Source organism: Aureimonas altamirensis (assembly GCF_023702225.1).
Taxonomy (GTDB): domain Bacteria; phylum Pseudomonadota; class Alphaproteobacteria; order Rhizobiales; family Rhizobiaceae; genus Aureimonas; species Aureimonas altamirensis_B.
In genome coordinates this window covers 121,594-144,331 of record NZ_JAMQCO010000007.1, presented here as the reverse complement: position 1 = coordinate 144,331, position 22,738 = coordinate 121,594, and the positions used below count along the sequence as shown (strand labels likewise).

The following is a 22,738-nucleotide window of genomic DNA, read 5'->3' as shown; positions in this document are numbered from 1 at the left end:
TCAAGCCGCCAATTATATCATTAAAAAGTTAAACTCTATATGTTTTGCGCGTTGGCGCGTGAAAGTCGGGCGGGCGGCGGGCGATCCATTTCAGGAAACCGGTAAGTTCCGGTCGCTCGCGCAGGCTCTGGCCCTCCAATTCCATTCGGGCCAGTTCGGTGTTGGTGAAATACGCGTGCATGGTGCGATGGCAGATCGGATGCACCGGAACGATCTGCCGGCCGCCGCGGCTCTTCGGGACAGGATGATGCCATTCCACGCGGCTGCCCAGCGGGCGGCCGCACAGCCAGCATGCATCCGCATTTGCCATGGCGTTCAGAGTCCTCGTAGCATCGTTCAATTCGACAGCAGGAACAGGTTCGTCCAGGGAGCAGATCCGTTCGCTCCATTCCGTCGAGATAGGGCGCAAGCAAGCCGACCGGGCAAAAACTGCATCCCGGCCGGCCGAAGCGGGCGCCGATCAGGCGAAGGCCTGCAGCCCCGTCTGGGCGCGACCCAGGATAAGCGCATGCACATCGTGCGTGCCTTCATAGGTGTTGACCGTCTCGAGGTTCTGGAGATGCCGCATCACATGGTACTCGCCCATGATGCCGTTTCCGCCATGCATGTCGCGCGCCATCCGCGCGATGTCCAGCGCCTTGCCGCAATTGTTGCGCTTGACCAGGCTGATCGCCTCCGGCGCCAGCGCATCCTCGTCGAACAGCCGTCCGACACGCAAGGAAGCCTGCAGACCCAACGCGATCTCCGTCTGCATGTCGGCCAGCTTCTTCTGGACGAGCTGCGTGGCCGCGAGCGGGCGGTCGAACTGGATGCGCTCCAACGTGTAGTTGCGGGCGCGCTGCCAGCAGTCTTCCGCAGCACCCAGCACGCCCCATGAAATGCCGTAGCGTGCACGGTTGAGGCAGCCGAAAGGCCCTTTCAATCCGCTGACATGCGGCAGGAGGGCGTCTTCCGGAACGACGACGCCGTCCATGACGATCTCGCCGGTCACGGAGGCGCGAAGCGACAGCTTGCCGTTGATCTTTGGCGCGGAAAGACCGGCCATGCCCTTTTCCAGCACGAAGCCGCGTATGGCGCCGTCATGGGCATCGGACTTCGCCCAGACCACGAAGACGTCGGCGATGGGCGAATTGGAGATCCACATCTTGGCGCCGCTGATGCGGTAGCCGTCGGCGACCTTTTCGGCGCGCGTCTTCATGCCGTTCGGATCGGACCCGGCATCGGGCTCCGTCAGTCCGAAACAACCGATCCATTCGCCGGAGGCAAGCCGCGGCAGGTACTTGCGCCGCTGCTCTTCCGTTCCGTAGGCGTAGATCGGGTACATGACGAGCGAGGATTGCACGCTCATCATCGAGCGATAGCCGGAATCGACACGCTCCACCTCGCGCGCGACGAGGCCGTAGGCGACATAGGATGCGCCGGCGCAGCCGTAATCCTCCGGCAGGGTGACGCCGAGCAGGCCGAGGGACCCCATCTCGCGGAAGATGTCCGGCTCGACCGTCTCCCGCTCATAGGCTTCGAGGATACGGGGCTGCAGCTTTTCCTGGGCGAAGTCCCTGGCGGAATCGCGGATCAACCGCTCGTCCTCGGTGAGCTGCGCTTCCAGCATGAACGCGTCCGCCCAGTCGAACCGGCCCATCGCGGGTTGCCCACCGGCGGGAAAAGCGTGTGTCATGTCCATGTCTCCCAAATCGATGGGCCTGCTATCGCATGAATTTCGCATCGTCTCCACCGCCGAGGTCGACTGGGGGCTCTACCGATCGGAATATAGTTGATATCAACGTAAAGTACGGTCGGGGCTTGCCATGAAACCCGGCTGTCCTAGGCTTCCCTTCCACGAGCAACGGATGGGGATGACGATGACAGCCGTTTGGAGCCGCTTTGCCGCACTGGCCCTCGCAGCCTCGGTCGTCTTTGCAGGGGCCGCACCGGCGAAAGCGCAGACGCCGCCGGGCGTCCTGATCGTGGGGCAGATCGCCGAACCGCAATCGCTGGACCCGCACCGGGTGACGGCCGCCAACGACTTCCGCATTCTGACGAACGTCTATGACGGCCTCGTTCGCTACGAAGCGGGTACGCTCGACCTGGAACCGGCCCTGGCCACCGCGTGGGACATCTCGGAGGATGGGCTCACCTATACGTTCACCCTGCGCGAGGGCGTGACATTCCACGATGGGTCCGCCTTCGACGCCGAGGCGGTGAAGTTCAACTTCGACAGGATGCTGGACGAGAGCCATCCGTTCCACGATACCGGTCCGTTCCCGCTGTCCTTTCAGTTCGATGCCGTCGACAGCGTCACGGCGGTCGATCCGTTGACGGTCGAGTTCACGCTGAAGGAGCCCTTCGCGCCGTTCCTTTCCAACCTCGCCGCGCCTGTTGGCCTGATCGTTTCGCCTGCCGGAGTGGAGGCAGCAGGCGGTGAGTTCGGCCGCAGCCCCTCGGGCACCGGGCCTTTTCGCTTTGCCGAATGGGTGGCGAACCAGCGGGTGGTCGTGGAAGCCAACCCCGACTACTGGGATGGCGCACCCGCCCTTCAGGCCGTCGTCTTCCGTCCGATCACCGACGCCAATACCCGGATCGCCGAGATGATGGCAGGCGGTATCGACGTCCTGGTCGAAACGCCGCCCGACAACGTCGCGGTCTTCCGCGACGATCCGACCTTCACCGTCCACGAGGCGGTGGGCCCGCATGTCTGGTTCCTGATCCTGAATACGCGCGACGGCCCCTTCGCGGACAAGCGGGTCCGGCAGGCGGTCAATTACGCCGTCGACAAGCAAGGCATCGTCGACAACATCCTGCAGGGCACGGCGGAAGTCGCCGCCGGACCGATCCCGCCCGCCTTCGACTGGGCGACGGACCCCGGCATCGCGCCTTATCCGCACGATCCCGAACGTGCGCGGGCGCTGCTGGCAGAGGCCGGGGTTACCGAGGCGGACATGACCTTCCTGGTGACGGAAGGCGGTTCCGGCATGCTGGACCCGGTGCAGATGGCGACGGCCATCCAGTCGGACCTCGCCGCTGTCGGCCTCAACGCCAATATCCAGACCTACGAGTGGAACAGCTATCTGGCCCAGGTGAATGGCGGCCTGTCCGGCAAGGGCGACATGGCCGAGATGGCGTGGATGACGAACGATCCGGATACGCTGCCCTTCCTGACGCTGCATTCAAACGCGATGCCGGAGGCCGGCGGCTTCAACTCGGGCTACTACAGCAACCCGCATCTGGATGGCCTCCTGGATCAGGCCCGCACGGCGATCGACTTCGAGGAACGGGCCGACCTGTACCGCGAAATCCAGGGCCTCGTGCACGAGGAGGCCCCCTGGCTCTTCGTCGCCAACTGGAAGCAGAACGCCGTGACGACGGCGCGGGTGGAAGGGTTCACCCTCCAGCCCGACTTCACGCTGATCCTGCGCGACGTCGTGAAGAACTGAAGGCCCGGCGCATGGCAGCCACGATCCTGAAGCGACTGCTGGCGGCCGTGCCGGTTCTGGTCGGCCTGTCGATCCTCGTCTTTGCCATCATGGCGATGATACCGGGCGATACCGCGCTGGCCATACTCGGATCCTACGCGACGCCGGAAAACGTCGCGCGGCTGAACGCGCAGCTCGGCCTCGACCGGAGCCTGCCCGAACAATACCTGATCTGGGCCGGCAACCTGCTGCAGGGCGATCTCGGGCAATCCTACATCCTCAACCGCCCGGTGCTGGACGAGGTCGCAGAGCGATTTTCCGCAACGCTGATCCTTGCCGGAACGGCGCTCGTCCTCGCCTCGCTGCTCGGCATCCTCGCCGGGATCGTCTCTGCGGTCCGGCAGTTCGGCTGGGCGGATCGCATCGTCACCTTCGCGGTGCTGATCGGCATCTCCATGCCGGCGTTCCTGCTGGGACTCCTGTTCATCCTGATCTTCGCGGTCCGGCTGCGCTGGCTGCCGGCCTCGGGCATGACGGCAGTCTATGGCGGCGGCGGGCCCGGCGACATCATCCTGCATCTCGTGCTGCCTGCGTCCACGATGGCGATCATCGCGGCGGGCGTCATCGCGCGGCTGTCGCGCGCGGCCATGCTGGAGGTGCTGCGGCAGGATTTCATCCGCACGGCCCGCGCCAAGGGACTGCCCGAGCGCCTCGTCGTCGGGCGCCACGCCCTGCGCGCCGCGCTGGTGCAGATCATTCCCATCGTCGGGCTCCAGGCCGGCTTCGTGCTGGGCGGGGCCGTCTATGTCGAGACGGTGTTCCAATGGCCCGGCCTCGGGGCCATGCTGGTGCAGGCAGTGTCGACACGCGACCTCCTGCTGGTGCAGGGCGGCGTCCTGGTGGCGGCCGGCTGCTATGTCCTGGTGAACCTGGCGGCCGATATCGCGCAGGCGATGGTCGATCCGAGGCTGCGGGCATGACATCGCACGCGCGCCCGTCCACCCTGCGCCTCATCCTCGCCAATCGCCTCTCGGCGATCGGCATGGCCTTGTTCGTTCTCATCCTCCTGACGGCGCTTGCCGCGCCGTTGCTGCCGCTGCCGGACCCCGATGCGACGGACACCGCCGCAAGACTGCGGCCGCCCTTTTCGCCCGGTCATCTCCTCGGTACCGACCCGCTTGGACGCGATGTCCTTTCCCGCCTGGTGTGGGGCACCCGCGTCTCGCTCGCCGTCGGAATCGGCGCAACGCTGGTGGCCGCGGTCCTTGGTACGGCGCTCGGCCTCGTGGCCGGCTATGCCGGACCGCGCACCGATACGGTGCTGATGCGCCTCGTGGACATGCTGATGGCATTCCCCTACGTGCTCCTGGCGCTCGCCATCGTGGCCGTGCTGGGGCCGGGACTGATCAATGCCCTCTACGCCATCGCAGTCGTCAACATACCCTTCTTCGCGCGCAACATCCGGGGGCGCGTTCTGGGGCTGAGCCATCAGCCCTTCGTGGAAGCGGCGCGGCTGTCGGGCAAGGGCCACCTGTCGATCCTGGCCACCGAGATTTTCCCCAACATACTTCCGGTTATCGTGGTGACCATGTCGTCTACCGTGGGTTGGATGATCCTCGAGACGGCCGGCCTGTCATTCCTGGGGCTCGGCGCACAGCCGCCGCAAGCCGATCTTGGCTCCATGCTCGGGCAGGGGCGGGCGCAGCTTTTCACCGCAGCGCATGTGGCGCTGGTCCCCGGCCTGATGATCTTCATACTGGTGATGAGCATCAATCTTGCCGGGGACGGCATCCGCGATGTCCTCGACCCGCGGCTTCGGTCGGGCGCCCTCGCGCGCCCGCAGCCCGTAACGGAAATCGCGCGGCGGGCCGCGCCACCCGCGCAGGCGCGCAAAGCGCCCCTGGCGGTCGACTCCCTGTCGGTCGGCTTCCGGTCGGGAAAGGCGATACGCCCTGCCGTGCGTGACGTCTCGCTGACGCTGGGGCAGGGGGAATGCCTCGGCGTGATCGGCGAATCCGGCTCGGGCAAGAGCGTCACCGCCCTGTCGATCATGGGCCTCGTCACATCGCCTCCCGGCGTCATCACCGGCGGTGCGATCCGGCTGGACGGACACGATCTCATGGCGCAGCCCTCGCGCATGGCGTCCCTGCGGGGGGCAAGGGTGGCCTACATCTTCCAGGATCCGCTCACCAGCCTGCACCCGATGATGCCGATAGGCCGCCAGATAGCCGAGGCGGTCACCGCCCATCGTCCGGTCGGCCGCACGGAAGCACGCCGCCGCACCCTGGCCCTGATGGAACAGGTCGGGTTGCCGGACCCTGCCGGGCGATACGGGGCCTATCCGCATCAACTGTCCGGAGGCCAGCGCCAGCGCGTCGGCATCGCGATGGCGCTGGCCAACGATCCCGACATCCTCGTGGCCGACGAACCGACGACGGCGCTGGACGTGACGGTGCAGGCCCGCATCCTGACGCTGCTGAAGGAACTGCAGCGGGGCCGGGGCCTGTCGCTGCTGCTGATCACGCACGATTTCGGCGTGGTCGCCGGCATGTGCGACCGGGTGGCGGTGATGAAGGACGGTTCCATCGTGGAAGAGGGCGCCACGCGGGACGTGCTCGCCGCACCGTCGCATGCCTATACGCGCCGCCTGATCGCCAGCGTGCCGCGTCCCGGCGAAGGGCGGCACTTCCTGTCCCGCGTCAGGGCCATGCGGGACGTCGACGCCCTCGAGGCGCGCGCATGACCGCCCGGCCGCTGATCGAGGCCGAGAACCTCAACCGCACCTTCCAGCGCGGCGGCTGGCTGTCGCGTCGCGCTTCCGTCGTCGCGGTCCGCGACGCCACTTTCCATGTCGCCAAAGGCGAGACCCTGGCGATCGTCGGGGAGTCCGGCTCCGGCAAATCCACCGTCGCGCGCATGCTTGTCGGGCTGGATCGGCCGACCGGAGGCGCGATCCGCCTCGAGGGCGAGGACCTTTCGACCCTGACCGCGCGGGACAGGCGCATGCTCGGCCGCCGCATCCAGTACGTATTCCAGGATCCGGTCGCATCCCTGAACCCACGACACCGGATCGGCGAAATCCTCGGCGGCACGCTGATGCGTCTTGCCGGAATGTCCGATAGGGCTGCGCGCCGCGCCCGCATGGAAGAGCTGCTCCATCATGTGGGATTGGCGGCGGAAACGCTGGATCGCTACCCGCATGAGTTTTCCGGCGGGCAGGCGCAGCGCATCGCCATCGCGCGGGCGCTTGCCGCGGAGGCGCGCATCATCGTGCTGGACGAGCCCGTCAGTGCCCTGGACGTATCGGTGCAGGCGCAGGTTCTTCTGCTGCTGGACAGGCTCAAGGCCGAGTTCGATCTGACCTATGTCTTCATCAGCCATGACCTTGCGGTCGTGGAGGCGATCTCCGACCGGGTCATGGTGATGCAGGGGGGCGAGATCGTGGAGAGCGGACCGGCCGGAAGCCTGTTCGCGGCGCCCCAGGCTGCCTATACGCGGTCGTTGCTGGCAAGCGCCCCGAGGCTGGATCGAGCGCTCGAAACGCTTTAGAGCGTTCAAAGGCTCTAATACCGCATCGCGCGAAAAGGAAGATCCAGATGAGCGACCGTACCCAGCAACGGGCCTTCATGATCTTCCTGATGATCGTGACGATCGGCTTCCTGTGGTTGATAATGCCCTATCTGGGCGCGGTGCTGTGGGCGGTCGTGCTGGCCGTCATCTTCAACCCGGTCCACCGCCGTATCCAGGCCGGGTTGAACGGCCGCAACTCGCTTGCCTCGGCGGTCAGCGTTCTCGTGTGCTTTCTCGTGGCGATCATTCCGATGGCTCTTCTGGTGGGCTCGATCGTGCAGGAGGGGCGCAACCTCTACCGCCGCATGACGAGCGAGGGCTTCGAGCCGGCGGCCTACGCACAGGCCTTGTACGACCGCCTTCCAACGGAGGTGCAAGGGTGGCTGCAGGGGCTGGGCGCCGACAATCTTTCGGAGCGCATCACCTCGGCCGCGGCGCAGGCCGGCCAGATCGTCGCCGGCCAGGCCTGGAATTTCGGGCAGGGGACACTTGGCTTCTTCGTCGCCGCCGGCCTGATGATCTATCTTCTGTTCTTTCTCTTCCGCGACGGCGACCGGATCGCCCGGGCCCTGCGCGACGCATCCCCGCTGCGCCCGGACCATACCGAAGCGGTCCTGAGCCGCTTCATATCCGTCGTACGCGCCACGGTGCGGGGCAATTTCATCATCGCGGCGTTGCAGGGGTCCATCGGCGGCATCGCCTTCTGGGCGCTCGGCGTCAACGGCGCGGTGCTTTGGGGCACCCTCATGGCCTTCCTGTCGCTGCTGCCGGCCGTCGGTGCGGCCATCGTATGGATGCCCGTCGCGCTTCACTTCCTGATCACGGGCGAATACGTCAAGGGCGCGATCCTGATCTTCGTCGGGGTTGCGGTCATCGGCCTCGTCGACAACGTGCTGCGTCCACCGCTGGTGGGCAAGGAAACGCGGCTTCCCGACTACATGGTCCTGTTTTCCACCGTCGGCGGCCTGACGCTGCTCGGCATCAACGGTTTCATCATCGGCCCGTTGATCGCCGCCCTGTTCGTGACCGTCTGGTCTCTCTACACCGAGGAGCGGCGCAAGCCGCGGCTGATTACGCCCGATCGCTGAGAACGCGCCGGACGGCGTCCTCCCACCCTGCGAGCTTGCGGTTTCGCAAATCCTGCCGCATCGACGGTTCGAACCGCCGGTCGAGGCTCCAGCGGTCGGCAAAACCGTCCATGTCCGGCCAGACGCCGCTATGGCGGCCGGCCAGCCACGCCGCGCCGAGGGCGGTCGTCTCCAGTACGGTCGGGCGATCCACCGGGGCGTCCAGAAGGTCGGCAAGCCGCTGCATGGTCCAGTCGCTCGCCACCATGCCGCCGTCCACGCGCAGCACCGTATCGGAAGCGGCGGGCCAGTCGCGCCGCATGGCCTGCAGCAGATCGGCCGTCTGATAGCAGACGGCTTCCAGCGCCGCCCTGGCGAAGTCGTCCGGCCCGGTATCCCGCGTCAGCCCGAAGATGGCCCCGCGCGCGTCGGCATCCCACCAGGGTGCGCCCAGCCCGGTAAAGGCGGGCACGAGATACACGTCGTGCCTGTCGTCGACGCGTTCGGCCATCAACCCCGTGTCGGAAGCGCGCTGCACGATCCTGAGCCCGTCGCGGAGCCATTGAACCGCCGCGCCGGCAATGAAGATGGAACCTTCCAGCGCATAGGTGGACCGTCCGTCGAGGCGGTAGGCCAATGTCGAAAGAAGGCGATTGCCCGAGCGGACTCGCTCCGTCCCGGTGTTGAGGACGGCGAAGCAGCCGGTGCCGTAGGTGGACTTCATCATGCCCGGCTCGAAGCAGGCATTGCCCAGCACGGCGGCATGCTGGTCGCCCGCCATGCCGCAGATGCGGATGGCTCCGCCGAACAGGGCCGGGTCCGTTTCGCCGAAATCGGCGGCGCAGTCGCGGACCTCCGGCAGCAGCGCGGCCGGCACCCGGACAAGCCGCAACAGCTCTTCGTCCCAGGCGTTGGCCCCTGTATCGAACAGCATGGTGCGGGCCGCGTTGGTCGCGTCGGTCAGATGCATGCGGCCGCCGGTCAGCCGCCAGAGCAGAAAGGTGTCGACTGTCCCGAAGGCCAGCCTGCCGTCTTCGGCCTTTGCCCGCGCGCCGTCCACATTGTCGAGGATCCAGGCGATCTTGGTGCCCGAGAAATAGGAATCGATGACCAGGCCGGTCCTGTCCATGACGATCTCTTCGGCCCCCTCGCGGACCAGCTCCCGGCAGCGTTCCGCCGTGCGCCTGTCCTGCCAGACGATGGCGTTGTGGATGGGCCTGCCCGTGTCCCGCTCCCAGATGACGGTCGTCTCGCGCTGGTTGGTGATGCCGAGGCCGGCGATGTCAGCGGCCGACAGCGACGCGTCGGCCAGCGCCCGCTTCACCGTGGCGACGACCGTGCGCCAGATTTCCTCCGGATCGTGCTCCACCCAGCCGGATTGCGGCAGGATCTGGCCGAACTCCTCCTGCGCGACGCCCACCACCCGGAAGGACGCGTCGAAGACGATGGCGCGCGTGGATGTCGTGCCCTGGTCGATGGCGAGGATATAGCCGGACATGGGTGAGGGGTCCTCCCGTTGAAGATGTGGCGATGGTCGAGACGAAGGGGCCGGGCCTCCCGGCCCGGCCCCTTCGATGGATGACGGATTTGCCGTAAGGGCTCAGTTGGCCGGGGCCGCGTCGGCGCGGTCGCTGCCGGCCGCATCGGCCCAGCTCTTCACCAGTTCGTCGTAGTTGACGGTGATCGGCGTTTCCTTCTCGTTTTCCTTCTTGGGCTGCGGTGCAAGCGTGCCGTTGGCCTTGGCCTGCTCCACCCAGTACTCCATGTCGTGCTCCTCGTTGAGGACAGGGCCCTTGTCGCCCTGGACACCGGCGCGCTCGAGGCGCGCCATCACGCGTTCCTGCTCCTCGCAGAGAGAGTCCATCGCCTCCTGCGGCGTCTTGTTGCCGGCCGCCGCATCGCCGATGGCCTGCCACCAGAGCTGCGCCAGCTTCGGGTAATCCGGTACGTTGGTGCCGGTGGGCGACCACTGCTTGCGGGCCGGCGAACGATAGAACTCGACCAGGCCGCCCAACTCCTTGGCGCGGTCGGTGAAGCTCTTGTCGCGGATGGTGGATTCCCGCACGAAGGTCAGGCCGACATGGCTCTTCTTCACGTCGACCGTCTTGGAAGATACGAACTGGGCGTAGAGCCACGCGGCCTTGGCGCGGTCGATCGGGGTGGATTGCATCAGCAGCCACGAGCCGACGTCCTGGTAGCCGAGCTTCATGCCCTCGACCCAGTAGACGCCGTGCGGCGACGGGGCCATGCGCCATTTCGGCGTGCCGTCCTCGTTGACGACGGGCAGGCCCTGCTTGACCGCATCGGCGGTGAAGGCCGTGTACCAGAAGATCTGCTGGGCGATCTCGCCCTGCGCCGGAACCGGACCGCTTTCCGAGAAGGTCATGCCCTGGGCGGCCGGCGGAGCGTAGGCCTTCAGCCATTCGAGATACTTCTCGATGGAATAGACGGCCGCCGGTCCGTTGGTATCGCCGCCCCGGGCGACGCAGGAGCCGACCGGCTGCGACTTGTCGTTGACGCGGATGCCCCACTCGTCGACCGGCAGGCCGTTGGGCAGGCCCTTGTCGCCGTTGCCGGCCATCGACAGCCAGGCATCCGTGAAGCGCCAGCCGAGCGAGGGGTCCTTCTTGCCATAATCCATATGGCCATAGACCTTCTTGCCGTCGATCTCGCGGCCGGTGAAGAACTTGGCGATATCCTCGTAGGCCGACCAGTTGACCGGCACGCCGAGGTCGTAGCCGTATTCGGCCTTGAAATCGGCCTTGTTCTTCTCGTCGTTGAACCAGTCGTAGCGGAACCAGTAGAGGTTCGCGAATTGCTGGTCCGGCAACTGATACAGCTTGCCGTCCGGCGCGGTGGTGAAGCTGGTGCCGATGAAATCGGCCAGGTCCAACCCCGGATTGGTCACGTCGGCGCCTTCGCCGGCCATCCAGTCGGTCAGGTTGCGCACCTGGTTGTAGCGCCAGTGCGTGCCGATGAGGTCGGAATCGTTGACATAGGCGTCGTAGATGTTCTCTCCCGACTGCATCTGCGTCTGCAGCTTTTCGATCACGTCGCCTTCGCCGATGATATCGTGGGTCAGCTTGATGCCCGTGATGTCCGAGAACGCCTTGGCGAGCACCTTCGACTCATAATCGTGGGTGGTTATGTTTTCGGAGACGACCTTGATCTCCATGCCGGCGAAGGGCTTAGCCGCATCGATGAACCATTGCATCTCCGCTTCCTGCTGCGCGCGATCCAGCGTCGACAACTCGCCGATCTCGCTGTCCAGGAATTTCTTGGCGGCGTCCATGTCCGCCGCCGCGGGGCCGGCCGCGACCATCATCGCAAGGCTAGCGGCACCCAGCATCCATCTCGTCTTCATGAAGATTCCCTCCCAGGAACGATGTTGACCGGAGACAAACCCGTTCCCGCGCGACCGGCGACGCGCGGCGGGCACCTGCAACCCGCTTCAGACGAAGCGGAAGACCAGCCCCGCATAGGCGAGGCAGACGAGGAGCGCCGGCCACAAGGTGGCGTCCTCGAAGAAGAAAAGGGAGCCGAGACAGATGAAGGCCGAGCCCAGCAGCGACAGGAACAGGCGGTCGCCGCGCGTCGTCTCGAAGCGCAGTATGCCGTAGCGCGGGCCGCCGCCCGGCGACACGGCCTCCCAGACGCCCATCAGGGCGATGAGGAGGGCGATGGTCAGAAAGAAGATCGCCGTCGGCCATGTCCAGGCCATCCATGAGAAATCGGGCATGATCACCTCCGTCAGACCCGGCCCAGGGCGAAGCCCTTGGCGATGTAGTTGCGTACGAACCAGATGACGATCGCTCCGGGGATGATCGTCAGCGCCCCGGCTGCGGCCAGCACGCCCCAGTCCATGCCGGATGCCGAGACGGTGCGTGTCATGATGGCCGAGATGGGCTTGGCGTCCGTCACCGTCAGCGTGCGGGCGATGAGAAGCTCGACCCACGAGAACATGAAGCAGAAGAAGGCCGCCACCCCGATGCCGCTGGCGATGAGCGGCATGAAGATCTTGAAGAAGAACCGCGGGAAGGAGTAGCCGTCGATATAGGCGGTCTCGTCGATCTCCTTCGGCACGCCCGACATGAAGCCTTCCAGGATCCACACCGCCAGCGGCACGTTGAACAGGCAGTGCGCCAGCGCGACCGCGATATGCGTGTCGATGAGGCCGAAGGCCGAATAGAGCTGGAAGAAGGGCAGGGCGAAGACGGCAGGCGGCGCCATCCGGTTGGTGAGCAGCCAGAAGAAGAGATGCTTGTCGCCGAGGAAGCGGTAGCGCGAGAAGGCATAGGCGGCCGGCAGGGCGACCGACACGGAGATGACCGTGTTCATCACCACGTAGATCATCGAGTTGATGTAGCCGCGATACCAGGACGGATCCGTCAGGATGGTGCGGTAATTGTCCAGCGTCGGGTTGACCGGCCACAGCGTGACGCCACTGATGATTTCCTGGTTGGTCTTGAAGCTCATGTTGACCAGCCAGTAGATCGGCACCAGCAGGAACAGGATGTAGAGGGCCGGTATCAGCGCCTTGAGGTGGAAGCGCCGGCTGGCGGCCTGTGCCGAGCGGCGCTTCAGCGCGTCCTCGGCGTGCAGGGCGGGCGGCACGGAAGCGGCGGGATGGGTGACGCTGCTCATGACTTGTCTCCCTGGCCCTGGGGCCGGTCCGTGCCGACATTCGTCATCACGGTGTAGAAGACCCAGGACAGGGCGAGCACGATCAGGAAGTAGATCAGGCTCATTGCCGCCGCCGGGCCGAGGTCGAACTGGCCGACCGCCGTCTTGACGAGGTCGATCGACAGGAACGTGGTGGAATTGCCCGGTCCGCCGCCGGTGACGACGAAGGGCTCGGTGTAGATCATGAAGGAGTCCATGAAGCGCAGCAGGACGGCGATCACCAGCACGCGGCCCATCTTCGGCAGCTGGATGTACCGGAAGACGGCCCAGCGCGAGGCACCGTCGATGCGCGCGGCCTGGTAGTAGGCGTCGGGGATGGAGACGAGGCCGGCATAGCACAGGAGCACGACGAGGCTCGTCCAGTGCCAGACGTCCATCACGATGACGGTGATCCAGGCGTCCAGCGGGTTCTGGACGTAGTTGTAGTCGATGCCGAGCCGCGTCAGCGTGGCTCCGAGAAGGCCGATATCGGTGCGTCCGAAGACCTGCCAGATGGTGCCGACAACATTCCAAGGGATCAGCAGCGGCAACGCCATCAGCACCAGGCAGACCGGCACCCAGAAACCCTTGCGGGGCATGGCAAGCGCCACCACGATGCCCAGCGGCACCTCGATCGCCAGGATGATGGCCGAAAACAGAAGGTTGCGGCCCAGCGCATCATGGAACCTCGAGGACTGCAGAACCTCGGTGAACCATTCCGTGCCGGCCCAGAAGAATTCATTCTGGCCGAACGTGTCCTGCACCGAATAGTTGACGACCGTCATCAGCGGGATCACCGCCGAAAAGGCGACGAGAACCAGCACCGGCAGGACCATCAGCCAGGCGCGATTGTTCCAGGTTTTTTCCATCGGTCAGGCCCTCCCGCCCACAAGCCAGGAATCGGCATAGAGATTGACGGCACGCGGCTCGAAGAGCACCGCGGCGTCGGCGGGAACCGGTGCGTCGTCGGCCAGCACCGCCGTCAACTTCTCGTCACCGAGGCGCGAGCGCACGATGCGGCTGGAGCCGATATCCTCGACCTTGTCGACGGTGATCGGCAGGGCGCCCGCCGTGCCCGCAGGCACGACGCGGACGAATTCCGGCCGGACGCCGATCTCCATGCGCGCATCGGTCGATGCCGTCATGCCCTGCGGCAAAGGCAGGCGCGCGCCGCCGACAAGGGCGACGCCATCCGCGACGCGGCAGGACAGAACGTTCATGCCGGGAGAGCCGATGAAATACCCGACGAAGGTGTGGCGCGGCCGCTCGAACAGCTCTTCCGGCGTGCCGATCTGCACCACTTCGCCCTCGTACATCACCACCACCTTGTCGGCGAAGGTCAGGGCCTCGGTCTGGTCGTGGGTGACGTAGATCATCGTGGTGCCGAACTGGCCATGCAACTCCTTCAACTGCGAGCGCAGGATCCATTTCATGTGCGGGTCGATGACGGTCAGCGGCTCGTCGAACAGGATGGCGGCGACGTCCGAGCGGACGAGGCCGCGCCCCAGCGAAATCTTCTGCTTTTCGTCGGCCGTCAGCCCGCGCGCCTTGCGGCCGGCCTTGTCGGCGAGCCCCAGCCGCTCCAGCATCGCGGCCACGCGGCGGCCGATCTCGGCTTCCGGAACGCGCCGGTTGCGCAGGGGAAACGCCAGGTTCTCCGCAACGCTCATCGTGTCGTAGATCACGGGAAACTGGAACACCTGCGCGATGTTGCGGCGCTCGGGCGAAAGGTCCGTCACGTCGCGCTCGTCGAAGAGGATGCGCCCTTCGGTCGGCGTGACGAGGCCGGACATGATGTTGAGCAGCGTGGTCTTGCCGCAGCCGGACGGGCCCAGCAGGGCATAGGCGCCGCCGTCTTCGAACGTATGGTCGATCTGGCGCAGCGCATAAGTGCCCGCAGCCGCCAGTTGCGGAGTGTAGGCGTGGCGGAGGCGATCGAGTCGGATACTGGCCATCGGCGTTTTCCCCTCAAGCCGCGCGGCTGGCGGCATGCGTCCGGTCGACGCGGCGGCCATCGGCGGTGAACAGCATCATGTCGGCCCTGTCGAAGGCCAGTTCCATCGTGTCGCCCGCCTGCAGGCGGCGCACGCCGGGCAGCACGGCGACAAGGCGGGCGCCCGCGCCGTCCGCATGGGCAAAGGTCTGGGAGCCGGTGACCTCGGATGTCGCAAGGCGCGCCACCAGCCGGCCCTGGGCCGCGGTCGCCGCTGTCGGATGCAGGTGGTGCGCGCGGATGCCGAGCGCATAGGCGCCGTCCGCAAGCCCCGCGAGCGTACCGGCGGGCAGTGTCAGGCCATCGGATCCTGTCAGGGCGCCATCGGAGACGGTCAGCCCTATGACGTTGAGTGGCGGGTCCGACATGATGCGCGCCGTTTCCAGGTCGGCCGGCCGCCGGTAGAGCTCGCTCGTCGGGCCGACGGCCGTGACGCGGCCCTCGCGCAGCGTCACGGTGCGCCCGCCGAGCAGCAGGGCTTCGGTCGGCTCGGTCGTGGCGTAGACGAAGATCGCCCCCGTCTCGCTGAAGATGCGGGGCAGCTCTTCGCGCAGTTCCTCGCGCAGCTTGTAGTCGAGATTGGCCAGCGGCTCGTCCAGCAGCACCAGGTCGGCGCCCTTGACGATGGCGCGGGCCAGCGCCGTGCGTTGCTGCTGCCCGCCGGACAGGTTCAGCGGCGTTCTGTCCAGATAGGGTTCAAGCTTCATCAGGCGCGCCGCGCGCGCCACCGCCGCATCGATCTCGGCGGAACTGCGCCCCGCGACCCGCAGGGGGGAGGCGATGTTCTCGCGCACGGTCATCGCCGGATAGTTGATGAACTGCTGGTAGACCATGGCCACGTTGCGGCGGCGCACGGACACGCCCGTCACGTCGACGCCGTCCATCAGGATGCGCCCGCTCGTCGGCTTGTCGAGCCCGGCCATCAGGCGCATCAGGCTCGTCTTGCCACTCAAGGTAGCGCCCAGAAGGACGGTCAGCGTTCCGCGCTCCAGCGACAGGGATACGTCGCCGATATGCGTATCGGCCCCGACACGCTTCTCCACATCGATGAGTTGCAGCACCGTTTCCTCCCGTGCGCGCCCCGGACAGATCTTACTCTGCCGCGAGTGGCGGCCTTGCGATTTCCTCGACCCTGTTTTCCAGGGATTGTCTTTCTTCCGGGGCGAACACGAGCCCCAGCTTGGACCGCCGCCAGAGGATGTCCTCGGCGCTCATGGCCCACTCCCGTTCCACCATCCACCGCACCTCGCCCTCGTGCAGCCCATGGCCGAGATCGGGTCCGAGCCCGGCGGCGATGGCGAGGGCGTCGGTGCCGTAGGCGCTCACCATGCGCGCCCGCGTGGCCGAATCCAAGCCGGGCGCGATGTCGCCAAGTCGCGCTTCGAGCGCGGCCACGCCATCCACCGGAAAATCTCCACCGGGCAGGGGCCGCATGCCGGTGAAGGCAGGCCCGCGAACGCCGAGACGGCGCTCGATCTCGGCGAGAACGTCTTCGGCCAGCTTGCGGTAGGTGGTGATCTTGCCGCCGAAGATGTTGAGCAAGGGCGGCTCGCCGGCATCGCCCTCCGTCTTCAGGACGTAGTCGCGCGTCGCCTCCTGCGCCTTGCCGGCATGATCGTCGAACAGGGGGCGTACGCCGGAGAAGCTCCACACGATGTCGTCGCGGCGCAGCGGCTTTTCGAAATACTCGCCGGCGGCTGCGATCAGATAGTCGATCTCCTCGTCGGCGATGGCCGCCCTGGCGGGATCGCCTTCGTAGTCGCGGTCGGTCGTTCCGACGAGCGTGGTGCCGAAATGATAGGGAATGGCGAAGATGATGCGGCCATCGGCATTCTGGAAGATGTAAGCCCGGTCATGCTCGTACAGCCTCCGCAGTACGATATGCGAGCCCTGGACGAGGCGCACGTTGCGGGGCTCTGCCCTCTTGACCACGCCGGCCAGAACCCTGTCCACCCACGGGCCGGCGGCATTGACCAGAAACCGTGCCACGACGTCGCTTTCAACGCCCGTGCGGGCGTCGCGGAGCCTGACCTGCCAGCCGCCCTCGATGCGGGTGGCGCCGACCACCTCGGTCCGCACCGCGATCCTGGCGCCGTGCGCCGCCGCGTCGCGCGCATTCAGGACGACGAGTCGGGTATCGTCCACCCGCGCGTCGGAATATTCGAAGCCCTTGCGAAACTCAGGCTTGAGCGGCGCGCCCATCGGGCCTGTCAGGTCCACCGCGGTCGTGGCCTTCAGTCGCTTGCGACCGCCGAGATGATCGTAAAGGAAAAGCCCGATGCGCAGCAGCCATGCGGGCCGCAGCCCCTTGTGCAGCGGAAGGATGAAGCGCAGGGGGCGCACGATATGCGGTGCGATGCCCCATATGACCTCGCGCTCGGCGAGCGCCTCGCGGACCAGCCGGAACTCATAATGTTCGAGATAGCGCAATCCGCCATGGATCAGCTTCGTGCTCCACGACGAAGTGCCGCAGGCAAGGTCGCCCCGTTCCGCCAGCATGACGGAGAAGCCGCGGCCGGCCGCGTCACGCGCTATGCCGCAGCCGTTGATCCCGCCACCGATGATGAAGACATCCAGCATGTTTCGTTGCCACCCCCGCTTTCGCATTGCAGCACTGACGGGCAATTTCGAAAGCGATGTGATTTAGAAACGAAAATAAACGAAAGTCAAGCGACAGAGTCTCGGTCGAGGCTCGTTTCGATCAGGCGTACGCCGGCGGCGTGACACAGATCCCTGACCTTGTCGCTCGGGCAGCGGTCCGTAACGAAGGTTCCGATCTGCTCCAGGCGGGCGAGGCGCACGGGCGCGGTGCGCTCGAACTTCGTCGAATCGGAGACGAGCACGACGTGGCGCGCATTGGCGATGATGGCCTGCGCCACGCGTACTTCCCGATAGTCGAAATCGAGGAGGGCGCCGTCCTCGTCGATGGCGGACGCGCCGATGACGGCGAAGTCCACCTTGAACTGCCGGATGAAGTCGACGGCCGCTTCGCCGACGATGCCGCCGTCCGACCGGCGGATCAGGCCGCCGGCCACGATGACTTCGATTTCCGGGCTGGCGCGCAGCGCGTGTGCGACGTTGAGATTGTTGGTGATGACCATCAGGCCGGAATGATGCAGCAGCGCGCGCGCCGCGGCTTCGGTCGTGGTGCCGATGTTGATGAAGAGGGAAGACCGGTCCGGAATCAGGTCCGCGGCGGCCTTGCCGATGGCCGCCTTCTCGTTTGCGGCGATCGCCCGCCGCGCGTCGTAATTGAGGTTTTCGGCGCCGGCGCCGAGCACGGCGCCACCATGGATCCGCGACAGAAGGCGCGCGTCGCAGAGTTCGTTCAGGTCTTTCCGAATGGTCTGTACGCTGACGGCGAAGCGGCCTGCCAGCGTCTCGACCAGGACGCGGCCGTCTCCGCGCGCCAGTTCCATGATGGCGTTCTGCCGTTCCGAAAGCATTGGCCTCCCTCCTTCGCTTGCGTCGTTATCGCTTCATAAAACGAAATGGAGGCGAAGGGAAAACGAAACTCGCCGATGGTTTCGGCGGCCGGCCGCGGCGGCTGCACGACGCGATCACAGATCCGTGGGGCCCTCGAGCGCCAGTTGACCATGCGTATCGCGCGCTACTTCGCCGCATGTGACAGGATGATCGACGCGTCGGCCAGGAGAACTCGATGACCAGCAATTCACGGACCGCGTGGGGCGTGTTCTACCTCGTCGTGGCAGCGTCGGCTCTCCTGGTCGGCCTGCCGACGCTGGGGCTCGGGCTGTGGCTGATCGCGCTCGGCGGAAACTGGTTCTATGCCCTTCTCGGATTCGCCCTGTCGCTGGCCGGCCTGCTGTCGTTTCTCGGGCATAGACGGCTTCCGACGGCGATCATGGTGGGCGCTGCCGCCGCCACCATCCTCTGGTCGCTTGCCGAGATCGGCCTCAAGGGCTGGATGCCGGCATGGCTCGTCGATCTTGCCGCGCGATCCGGCCTCGTCGTCCTGCTTGCGGCGCTGTCGCTCCTTGCCTTCGCCATGGAGCGTCGCGGCCCCGGAACCGGCCGTGCGAGGGTAGCCGTGCTGTCCGTTCTTGCCGGCGGCATAGTGGCGGCTGCCGCGCTCGTCGCCGTCTTCTGGGAGCGGCCGGTGGATCCGCAGCAGCCGGCCGAGGCGACGATACCGTTTCCCGCCGATACGGATTGGGTCGCGTTCGGCGGCACGCCGGAAGGTCGGCGCTACCAGGACATTTCGCAGATCACTCCACAGAACATCTCTGGCCTGGCGGAGGCATGGCGGTTCAGCACGGGGGATGTGCAACCGAATGATCGGGTCTTCTACTCGTCGCAGAATACGCCTCTGAAGGTCGGCGACACGCTGTTCCTGTGCTCGCCCGGCAACAAGGTGTTCGCGCTGGACCCCGGGACGGGCGAGGAGCGCTGGCGCTTCGACCCGCAGGTTGAGCCGCGTGCGATGGAATCGATGTTCAGCGCCGCCTGTCGTGCGGTCGCCTTTTTCGAATCGGACGGCCTGCCCGCAAACGGACCCGGCGATGCGCCGTGCCAGCGACGCATCTTGGTCGCCGTTGCCGATGGGCGGCTCGTGGCCCTGGACGCCGGCTCGGGCAGTCTTTGCCCCGGTTTCGGGACACAAGGCGTCGTCGATTTGACCGAGGGAATGGACATCCGGGAACCCGGCCACGCCTCTTCGAATTCGGGCCCCGCCGTCGTCGGAAACCTCGTGCTGGTCGGGCAGCAGGTCTCGGACAACCAGCGTCGCGATGCACCGTCCGGCGTCGTCCGCGCTTTCGACGCCATGACGGGCGCGCTGGTCTGGGCGTGGGACGCAAAGCGGATCGACCGGCCGATGCAGCCGCTGGCCGAGGGCGAGATCTGGCCGCAAGGCACGCCGAACGTCTGGAACGTCATATCCGGGGACGAAGGGCTCGGTCTCGTGTTTCTCGGCACAGGCAACCCCGGTAACGACCATTGGGGCGGCAACCGCGATCCGGAGGACGACGAATACGCATCGGCGGTCGTCGCCGTCGATCTTGCCTCCGGCGAGACAAGGTGGCACTTCCGGACCGTTCTGAACGACCGTTTCGACTACGATATCGGCGCACAGCCCGTGGTTGCGGATATAGACGTTGACGGTACGCGCAGACGCGCCGTCATCCAGGCAACCAAGACGGGTTCGCTGTTCGTGCTGGACGCAGAGACCGGCGAGCCGTTGCGGCCGGTGGACTACAAGCCGGTTCCGACGGTCGCGCTCGAGGGCGAGCAACTCTCACCGGTTCAGCCGCAGTCGGTGTTCTATCCTAACCTCGCCGGACTGTCCGGGCCGGATCCGGAAGTCATCGATGCCCGCCATGCCTTCGGCCTGACGCCGATCGACGCCGCCCTTTGCCGGATACAATATCATCGTATGCGCTACGAAGGCATCTATACGCCGCCTGAGGAAGAGGGCCTGGGAACGCTTCTCTTTCCGGGCACGGTCGGCGGGCCGAACTGGGGCGGCATCGCGGTGGACGAGCGCCGCGGCATCGCCATCGGCAACCATAGCCGGCTTGCCAACCGGGTCGAGATGATCCGGAACGAAGATTTCGACGAGGTGCCGATCGGCGATGGCGGCCGACGGCCGGACCAGGCCGTGGCGCCACAGGCGGGCGCCCCGTGGGGCGTCGATCGTCCCGTCTGGCTGTCACCTCTCGGCGTGCCGTGCATCGCGCCGCCCTGGGGCTTCCTCTGGGCCGTCGACCTTGCGAGCGGCGCGCTGTTGTGGAGCGAGCCGCTCGGCACGGGCTACGACATGGGTCCGTTGGGCATCCCTACGTTCCTGCGCGTGGCCATGGGCACGCCGAACCTTGGGGGCGCGGTGCTGACCGCATCCGGCCTGGCGTTCATCGCCGCCGCGCAGGACGACTTCCTGCGCGCATACGAAACGCGAACCGGCCGGATGCTATGGTCGGCGCGCCTGCCGGCCGGCGCGCAGGCCGGTGCGATGACGTACATGCATGAAGGCCGCCAGTACGTCGCGATCGTCGCCACCGGCCATGCCCGCTTCGAGACGACCCCGGGGGACGAACTCATCGTCTACGCGCTTCCGCAATAGGGTAGCCGGCGCTGCTGCGACGCATCAGGCGATGGTGCCGCCGCCGTCAACCGTGACGGTGGATCCGGTTGCGAATGGGTTGGTGGCGACGAAGAGGATGGCTTGCGCGATATCGGCCGGCTGGCCGACGCGGCGGGCCGGCAGGTGGGCTGCGACCTTGTCGAACATCGCGTTCCGGTCGGCGGCCGCCATGCCGCTCCACAGCCTCGTGTCGATGAGCCCGGGCGAAACGGCGTTGACGCGCACCGGCGCACGCTCCAACGCCAGGCCACGCGTCAGGGATTCCAGCGCCGCGTTGATCGCGCCTTGCAGCACGGACGTTGCGCTTGGCCGCGTGGACAGGAAACCCGACACGAATGTCAGCGAACCGCCATCGTAAATGCGCGCTGCCTTTGCCACACGATAGGCTCCGAAGAACTTCGAGTTCATCGCGTCGCGTGCATCCGCCAGAGCGAGGCCGGCGACCGGGCCGGCCCTGGTCTGGGCGGCGGCGACCACGACATGGTCGAACGGGTCAGCGTCCGTGAAGTAACGCTCGACCGAGGCGTCATCGGTGATGTCGAGTGTGCCGCGGCCGGGTCGCTCGACCGTGCCACCGGCGGCCGCGAAGGCATCGGCGGTGGCGCCCCCGATGCCGCCGGACGCGCCGACGACCAGCACGCGGGCGTGGGAAAGATCGATGGTCATGGTCTTGTCTCCTCGATGGTTCGGACCCGGAAGCCGCGGTTGCATCCCCGCACGCGGCTGTCGTGTTGCCGATATACGACTTGCCACCAAACGTGATAATCGAGCGCACGGCCGATACAGTCTCAACTTCGGGGCGACATGCTGAGCGATCTGAACGAACTGCGCACCTTCCGCCAGGTGCTCGTCAGCGGCTCGCTCACCGGCGCTGCTCGTGTGCTTGGTGTGACCCTTGCCGTCGTCAGCAAGCGGCTTGCGACGCTCGAGAGGCGCGTCGGCGTGCGGTTGGTGAACCGCACGACGCGCAGCCTGTCACCGACCGAGGAGGGCGAGCGGCTGCTGGTCGAGGTGGACCGCGCCCTGGAAGCGATCGCGCAGGGCGAAGCGCTGTTGGCGACCGGGCGGGACGAGCCGGTCGGCACGCTTCGGGTTTCGGCACCGGTCTCTTTCGGTCGCCGCCATGTCGCGCCGGTCCTGGGCGCTCTGACGGAGCGCCATCCGCAACTTGCCGTTCTGCTGTCGCTGGACGACCGGCTTGTCGATGTGGTGGGTGGCTCCGTCGACGTGGCCGTCCGGATCGGGGGACTGGCGGACGCAAGCGCGACGATGCTCAAGCTCGCCGACAATCATCGTGTGCTGGCTGCCTCTCCCGCCTACCTCGACCGCCATGGGCGGCCTGCTATGCCGACAGACCTCTCCGCCCACGCGCTCCTGCGGTACGGTGACGGCATCGCCCCGTGGACCTTGTCGAGCCCGGACGGTCGTTCTGCAACGATCGCCGCGCAGCCGCGGCTGCGCGCGGACAGCGGCGACGTCCTGCATGACTGGTGTCTCGGCGGATACGGAATCACGCTGAGGTCGATCGTCGACCTTCGGGACGATCTCGCGAGCGGCCGGCTGGAACGGGTGCTGCCCGGTTGGAGCGAAGACGCGGCGCCGGTGGTCGCCCTCTACGCCAGCCGCCACAACCAGCCCCGGAAGGTGCGGGTCTTCCTTGACGCCATGGCCGCCGCTATGCGCGGCGGAGCAATGGCGGGCACACCGGATGATCTCGATACGGGAGAAGGCATGCGGCGGCGCGGCCCGATAGAAGGCAATTGACGCAATCGCCGTTCGCCGAACCCGTCTCGCCATTCGTGTTTTCGGCGCCCCGAAGGGCGTTTTCAAAGCAGTAGCGAGATCAGCGGGAAATTTGGTCGGAGTGGCAGGATTCGAACCTGCGACCCCCTCGTCCCGAACGACCATTCCTTCTCAAAATTCTAGCAGATTC

Annotated in this window: 19 protein-coding genes; 7 read left to right on the top strand and 12 right to left on the bottom strand. The window is 66.4% G+C overall.

The genetic code is table 11. The annotated features are described in order from the left end of the window. Positions 1–28: 28 nt before the first annotated feature. Both NDN16_RS13035 and NDN16_RS13030 read right to left on the bottom strand, forming a co-directional pair. Positions 29–310, bottom strand: coding sequence for an HNH endonuclease (locus NDN16_RS13035; RefSeq protein WP_251114015.1), 282 nt, complete (start codon positions 308–310; stop codon positions 29–31). A 150-nt stretch (positions 311–460) separates the two neighbouring features. Further along, positions 461–1,675, bottom strand: coding sequence for an acyl-CoA dehydrogenase (locus tag NDN16_RS13030; protein ID WP_435301097.1), 1,215 nt, complete (start codon positions 1,673–1,675; stop codon positions 461–463). Positions 1,676–1,859: 184 nt separating this feature from the next. On the opposite strand from NDN16_RS13030, the gene NDN16_RS13025 reads away from it, so the two are divergent. The 5 genes from NDN16_RS13025 to NDN16_RS13005 are packed head-to-tail and all read left to right on the top strand — an operon-like array spanning position 1,860 to position 8,068. Continuing rightward, the gene (locus tag NDN16_RS13025) at positions 1,860–3,431 is read left to right on the top strand and encodes an ABC transporter substrate-binding protein (RefSeq protein WP_251114014.1); all 1,572 of its coding nucleotides are present in this window, start codon (positions 1,860–1,862) and stop codon (positions 3,429–3,431) included. Between the two features lie 11 nt (positions 3,432–3,442). Then, complete coding sequence (locus NDN16_RS13020; RefSeq protein ID WP_251114013.1) at positions 3,443–4,390, top strand: ABC transporter permease; 948 nt, start codon at positions 3,443–3,445, stop codon at positions 4,388–4,390. Beyond that, positions 4,387–6,153, top strand: a complete 1,767-nt coding sequence (locus NDN16_RS13015) for a dipeptide/oligopeptide/nickel ABC transporter permease/ATP-binding protein (protein WP_251114012.1) — start codon at positions 4,387–4,389, stop codon at positions 6,151–6,153. The genes NDN16_RS13020 and NDN16_RS13015 overlap by 4 nt, the downstream gene beginning before the upstream one ends. Beyond that, a complete protein-coding gene (locus NDN16_RS13010) occupies positions 6,150–6,959 on the top strand; it encodes an ATP-binding cassette domain-containing protein (protein WP_251114011.1) in 810 nt (269 codons plus the stop codon). Before NDN16_RS13015 ends, NDN16_RS13010 begins: the two co-directional genes overlap by 4 nt. A 47-nt stretch (positions 6,960–7,006) precedes the next feature. Further along, positions 7,007–8,068 (top strand): AI-2E family transporter, encoded by a 1,062-nt coding sequence (locus tag NDN16_RS13005; RefSeq protein WP_251114010.1) that lies wholly within the window; start codon positions 7,007–7,009, stop codon positions 8,066–8,068. Here the strand turns inward: NDN16_RS13005 and glpK are convergent. The 9 genes from glpK to NDN16_RS12960 form a co-directional block, all read right to left on the bottom strand. Next, positions 8,052–9,545: a glycerol kinase GlpK gene (gene glpK, locus NDN16_RS13000; protein WP_251114009.1), complete on the bottom strand. Its 1,494-nt coding sequence runs from the start codon at positions 9,543–9,545 to the stop codon at positions 8,052–8,054. The two genes, NDN16_RS13005 and glpK, sit on opposite strands and share 17 nt — an antisense overlap. A gap of 102 nt (positions 9,546–9,647) precedes the next feature. Then, complete coding sequence (locus NDN16_RS12995; RefSeq protein WP_435301103.1) at positions 9,648–11,396, bottom strand: ABC transporter substrate-binding protein; 1,749 nt, start codon at positions 11,394–11,396, stop codon at positions 9,648–9,650. Positions 11,397–11,498: 102 nt separating this feature from the next. After that, on the bottom strand, positions 11,499–11,786 hold the full coding sequence (locus tag NDN16_RS12990) for a DUF2160 domain-containing protein (RefSeq protein WP_251114007.1): 288 nt from the start codon (positions 11,784–11,786) through the stop codon (positions 11,499–11,501). An 11-nt stretch (positions 11,787–11,797) separates the two neighbouring features. Next, on the bottom strand, positions 11,798–12,691 hold the full coding sequence (locus tag NDN16_RS12985) for a carbohydrate ABC transporter permease (protein ID WP_251114006.1): 894 nt from the start codon (positions 12,689–12,691) through the stop codon (positions 11,798–11,800). After that, entirely contained in the window at positions 12,688–13,578 is an 891-nt protein-coding gene (locus NDN16_RS12980; protein WP_251114005.1) for a carbohydrate ABC transporter permease, read from the bottom strand. Before NDN16_RS12980 ends, NDN16_RS12985 begins: the two co-directional genes overlap by 4 nt. A 3-nt stretch (positions 13,579–13,581) precedes the next feature. Then, complete coding sequence (locus NDN16_RS12975; RefSeq protein WP_251114004.1) at positions 13,582–14,664, bottom strand: ABC transporter ATP-binding protein; 1,083 nt, start codon at positions 14,662–14,664, stop codon at positions 13,582–13,584. 13 nt (positions 14,665–14,677) lie between these two features. Beyond that, complete coding sequence (locus NDN16_RS12970; protein ID WP_251114003.1) at positions 14,678–15,763, bottom strand: ABC transporter ATP-binding protein; 1,086 nt, start codon at positions 15,761–15,763, stop codon at positions 14,678–14,680. Positions 15,764–15,794: 31 nt separating this feature from the next. Further along, the gene (glpD, locus tag NDN16_RS12965) at positions 15,795–17,282 is read right to left on the bottom strand and encodes a glycerol-3-phosphate dehydrogenase (protein ID WP_251114002.1); all 1,488 of its coding nucleotides are present in this window, start codon (positions 17,280–17,282) and stop codon (positions 15,795–15,797) included. 86 nt (positions 17,283–17,368) lie between these two features. After that, positions 17,369–18,148, bottom strand: coding sequence for a DeoR/GlpR family DNA-binding transcription regulator (locus NDN16_RS12960; protein WP_251114001.1), 780 nt, complete (start codon positions 18,146–18,148; stop codon positions 17,369–17,371). Positions 18,149–18,363: 215 nt separating this feature from the next. On the opposite strand from NDN16_RS12960, the gene NDN16_RS12955 reads away from it, so the two are divergent. Next, on the top strand, positions 18,364–20,784 hold the full coding sequence (locus tag NDN16_RS12955) for a PQQ-binding-like beta-propeller repeat protein (RefSeq protein WP_251114000.1): 2,421 nt from the start codon (positions 18,364–18,366) through the stop codon (positions 20,782–20,784). A 24-nt stretch (positions 20,785–20,808) separates the two neighbouring features. Here the strand turns inward: NDN16_RS12955 and NDN16_RS12950 are convergent, their stop codons facing one another. After that, positions 20,809–21,471 (bottom strand): SDR family oxidoreductase, encoded by a 663-nt coding sequence (locus NDN16_RS12950; RefSeq protein WP_251113999.1) that lies wholly within the window; start codon positions 21,469–21,471, stop codon positions 20,809–20,811. Positions 21,472–21,609: 138 nt separating this feature from the next. On the opposite strand from NDN16_RS12950, the gene NDN16_RS12945 reads away from it, so the two are divergent. Continuing rightward, positions 21,610–22,569, top strand: a complete 960-nt coding sequence (locus NDN16_RS12945) for a LysR family transcriptional regulator (RefSeq protein ID WP_251113998.1) — start codon at positions 21,610–21,612, stop codon at positions 22,567–22,569. Positions 22,570–22,738 lie beyond the last annotated feature (169 nt).

Coding starts and splice junctions, on each gene's coding strand:
- NDN16_RS13010 (WP_251114011.1), top strand. CDS start 6,150: ATGACCGCCCGGCCGCTGATCGAGGCCGAGAACCTCAACCGCACCTTC.
- NDN16_RS12985 (WP_251114006.1), bottom strand. CDS start 12,691: ATGAGCAGCGTCACCCATCCCGCCGCTTCCGTGCCGCCCGCCCTGCAC.
- glpD (WP_251114002.1), bottom strand. CDS start 17,282: ATGCTGGATGTCTTCATCATCGGTGGCGGGATCAACGGCTGCGGCATA.
- NDN16_RS13015 (WP_251114012.1), top strand. CDS start 4,387: ATGACATCGCACGCGCGCCCGTCCACCCTGCGCCTCATCCTCGCCAAT.
- NDN16_RS12960 (WP_251114001.1), bottom strand. CDS start 18,148: ATGCTTTCGGAACGGCAGAACGCCATCATGGAACTGGCGCGCGGAGAC.
- NDN16_RS13035 (WP_251114015.1), bottom strand. CDS start 310: ATGGCAAATGCGGATGCATGCTGGCTGTGCGGCCGCCCGCTGGGCAGC.
- glpK (WP_251114009.1), bottom strand. CDS start 9,545: ATGTCCGGCTATATCCTCGCCATCGACCAGGGCACGACATCCACGCGC.
- NDN16_RS12950 (WP_251113999.1), bottom strand. CDS start 21,471: ATGACCATCGATCTTTCCCACGCCCGCGTGCTGGTCGTCGGCGCGTCC.
- NDN16_RS12945 (WP_251113998.1), top strand. CDS start 21,610: ATGCTGAGCGATCTGAACGAACTGCGCACCTTCCGCCAGGTGCTCGTC.
- NDN16_RS13030 (WP_435301097.1), bottom strand. CDS start 1,675: ATGACACACGCTTTTCCCGCCGGTGGGCAACCCGCGATGGGCCGGTTC.
- NDN16_RS13020 (WP_251114013.1), top strand. CDS start 3,443: ATGGCAGCCACGATCCTGAAGCGACTGCTGGCGGCCGTGCCGGTTCTG.
- NDN16_RS12980 (WP_251114005.1), bottom strand. CDS start 13,578: ATGGAAAAAACCTGGAACAATCGCGCCTGGCTGATGGTCCTGCCGGTG.
- NDN16_RS13005 (WP_251114010.1), top strand. CDS start 7,007: ATGAGCGACCGTACCCAGCAACGGGCCTTCATGATCTTCCTGATGATC.
- NDN16_RS12955 (WP_251114000.1), top strand. CDS start 18,364: ATGACCAGCAATTCACGGACCGCGTGGGGCGTGTTCTACCTCGTCGTG.
- NDN16_RS12990 (WP_251114007.1), bottom strand. CDS start 11,786: ATGCCCGATTTCTCATGGATGGCCTGGACATGGCCGACGGCGATCTTC.
- NDN16_RS12995 (WP_435301103.1), bottom strand. CDS start 11,396: ATGCTGGGTGCCGCTAGCCTTGCGATGATGGTCGCGGCCGGCCCCGCG.
- NDN16_RS12975 (WP_251114004.1), bottom strand. CDS start 14,664: ATGGCCAGTATCCGACTCGATCGCCTCCGCCACGCCTACACTCCGCAA.
- NDN16_RS13025 (WP_251114014.1), top strand. CDS start 1,860: ATGACAGCCGTTTGGAGCCGCTTTGCCGCACTGGCCCTCGCAGCCTCG.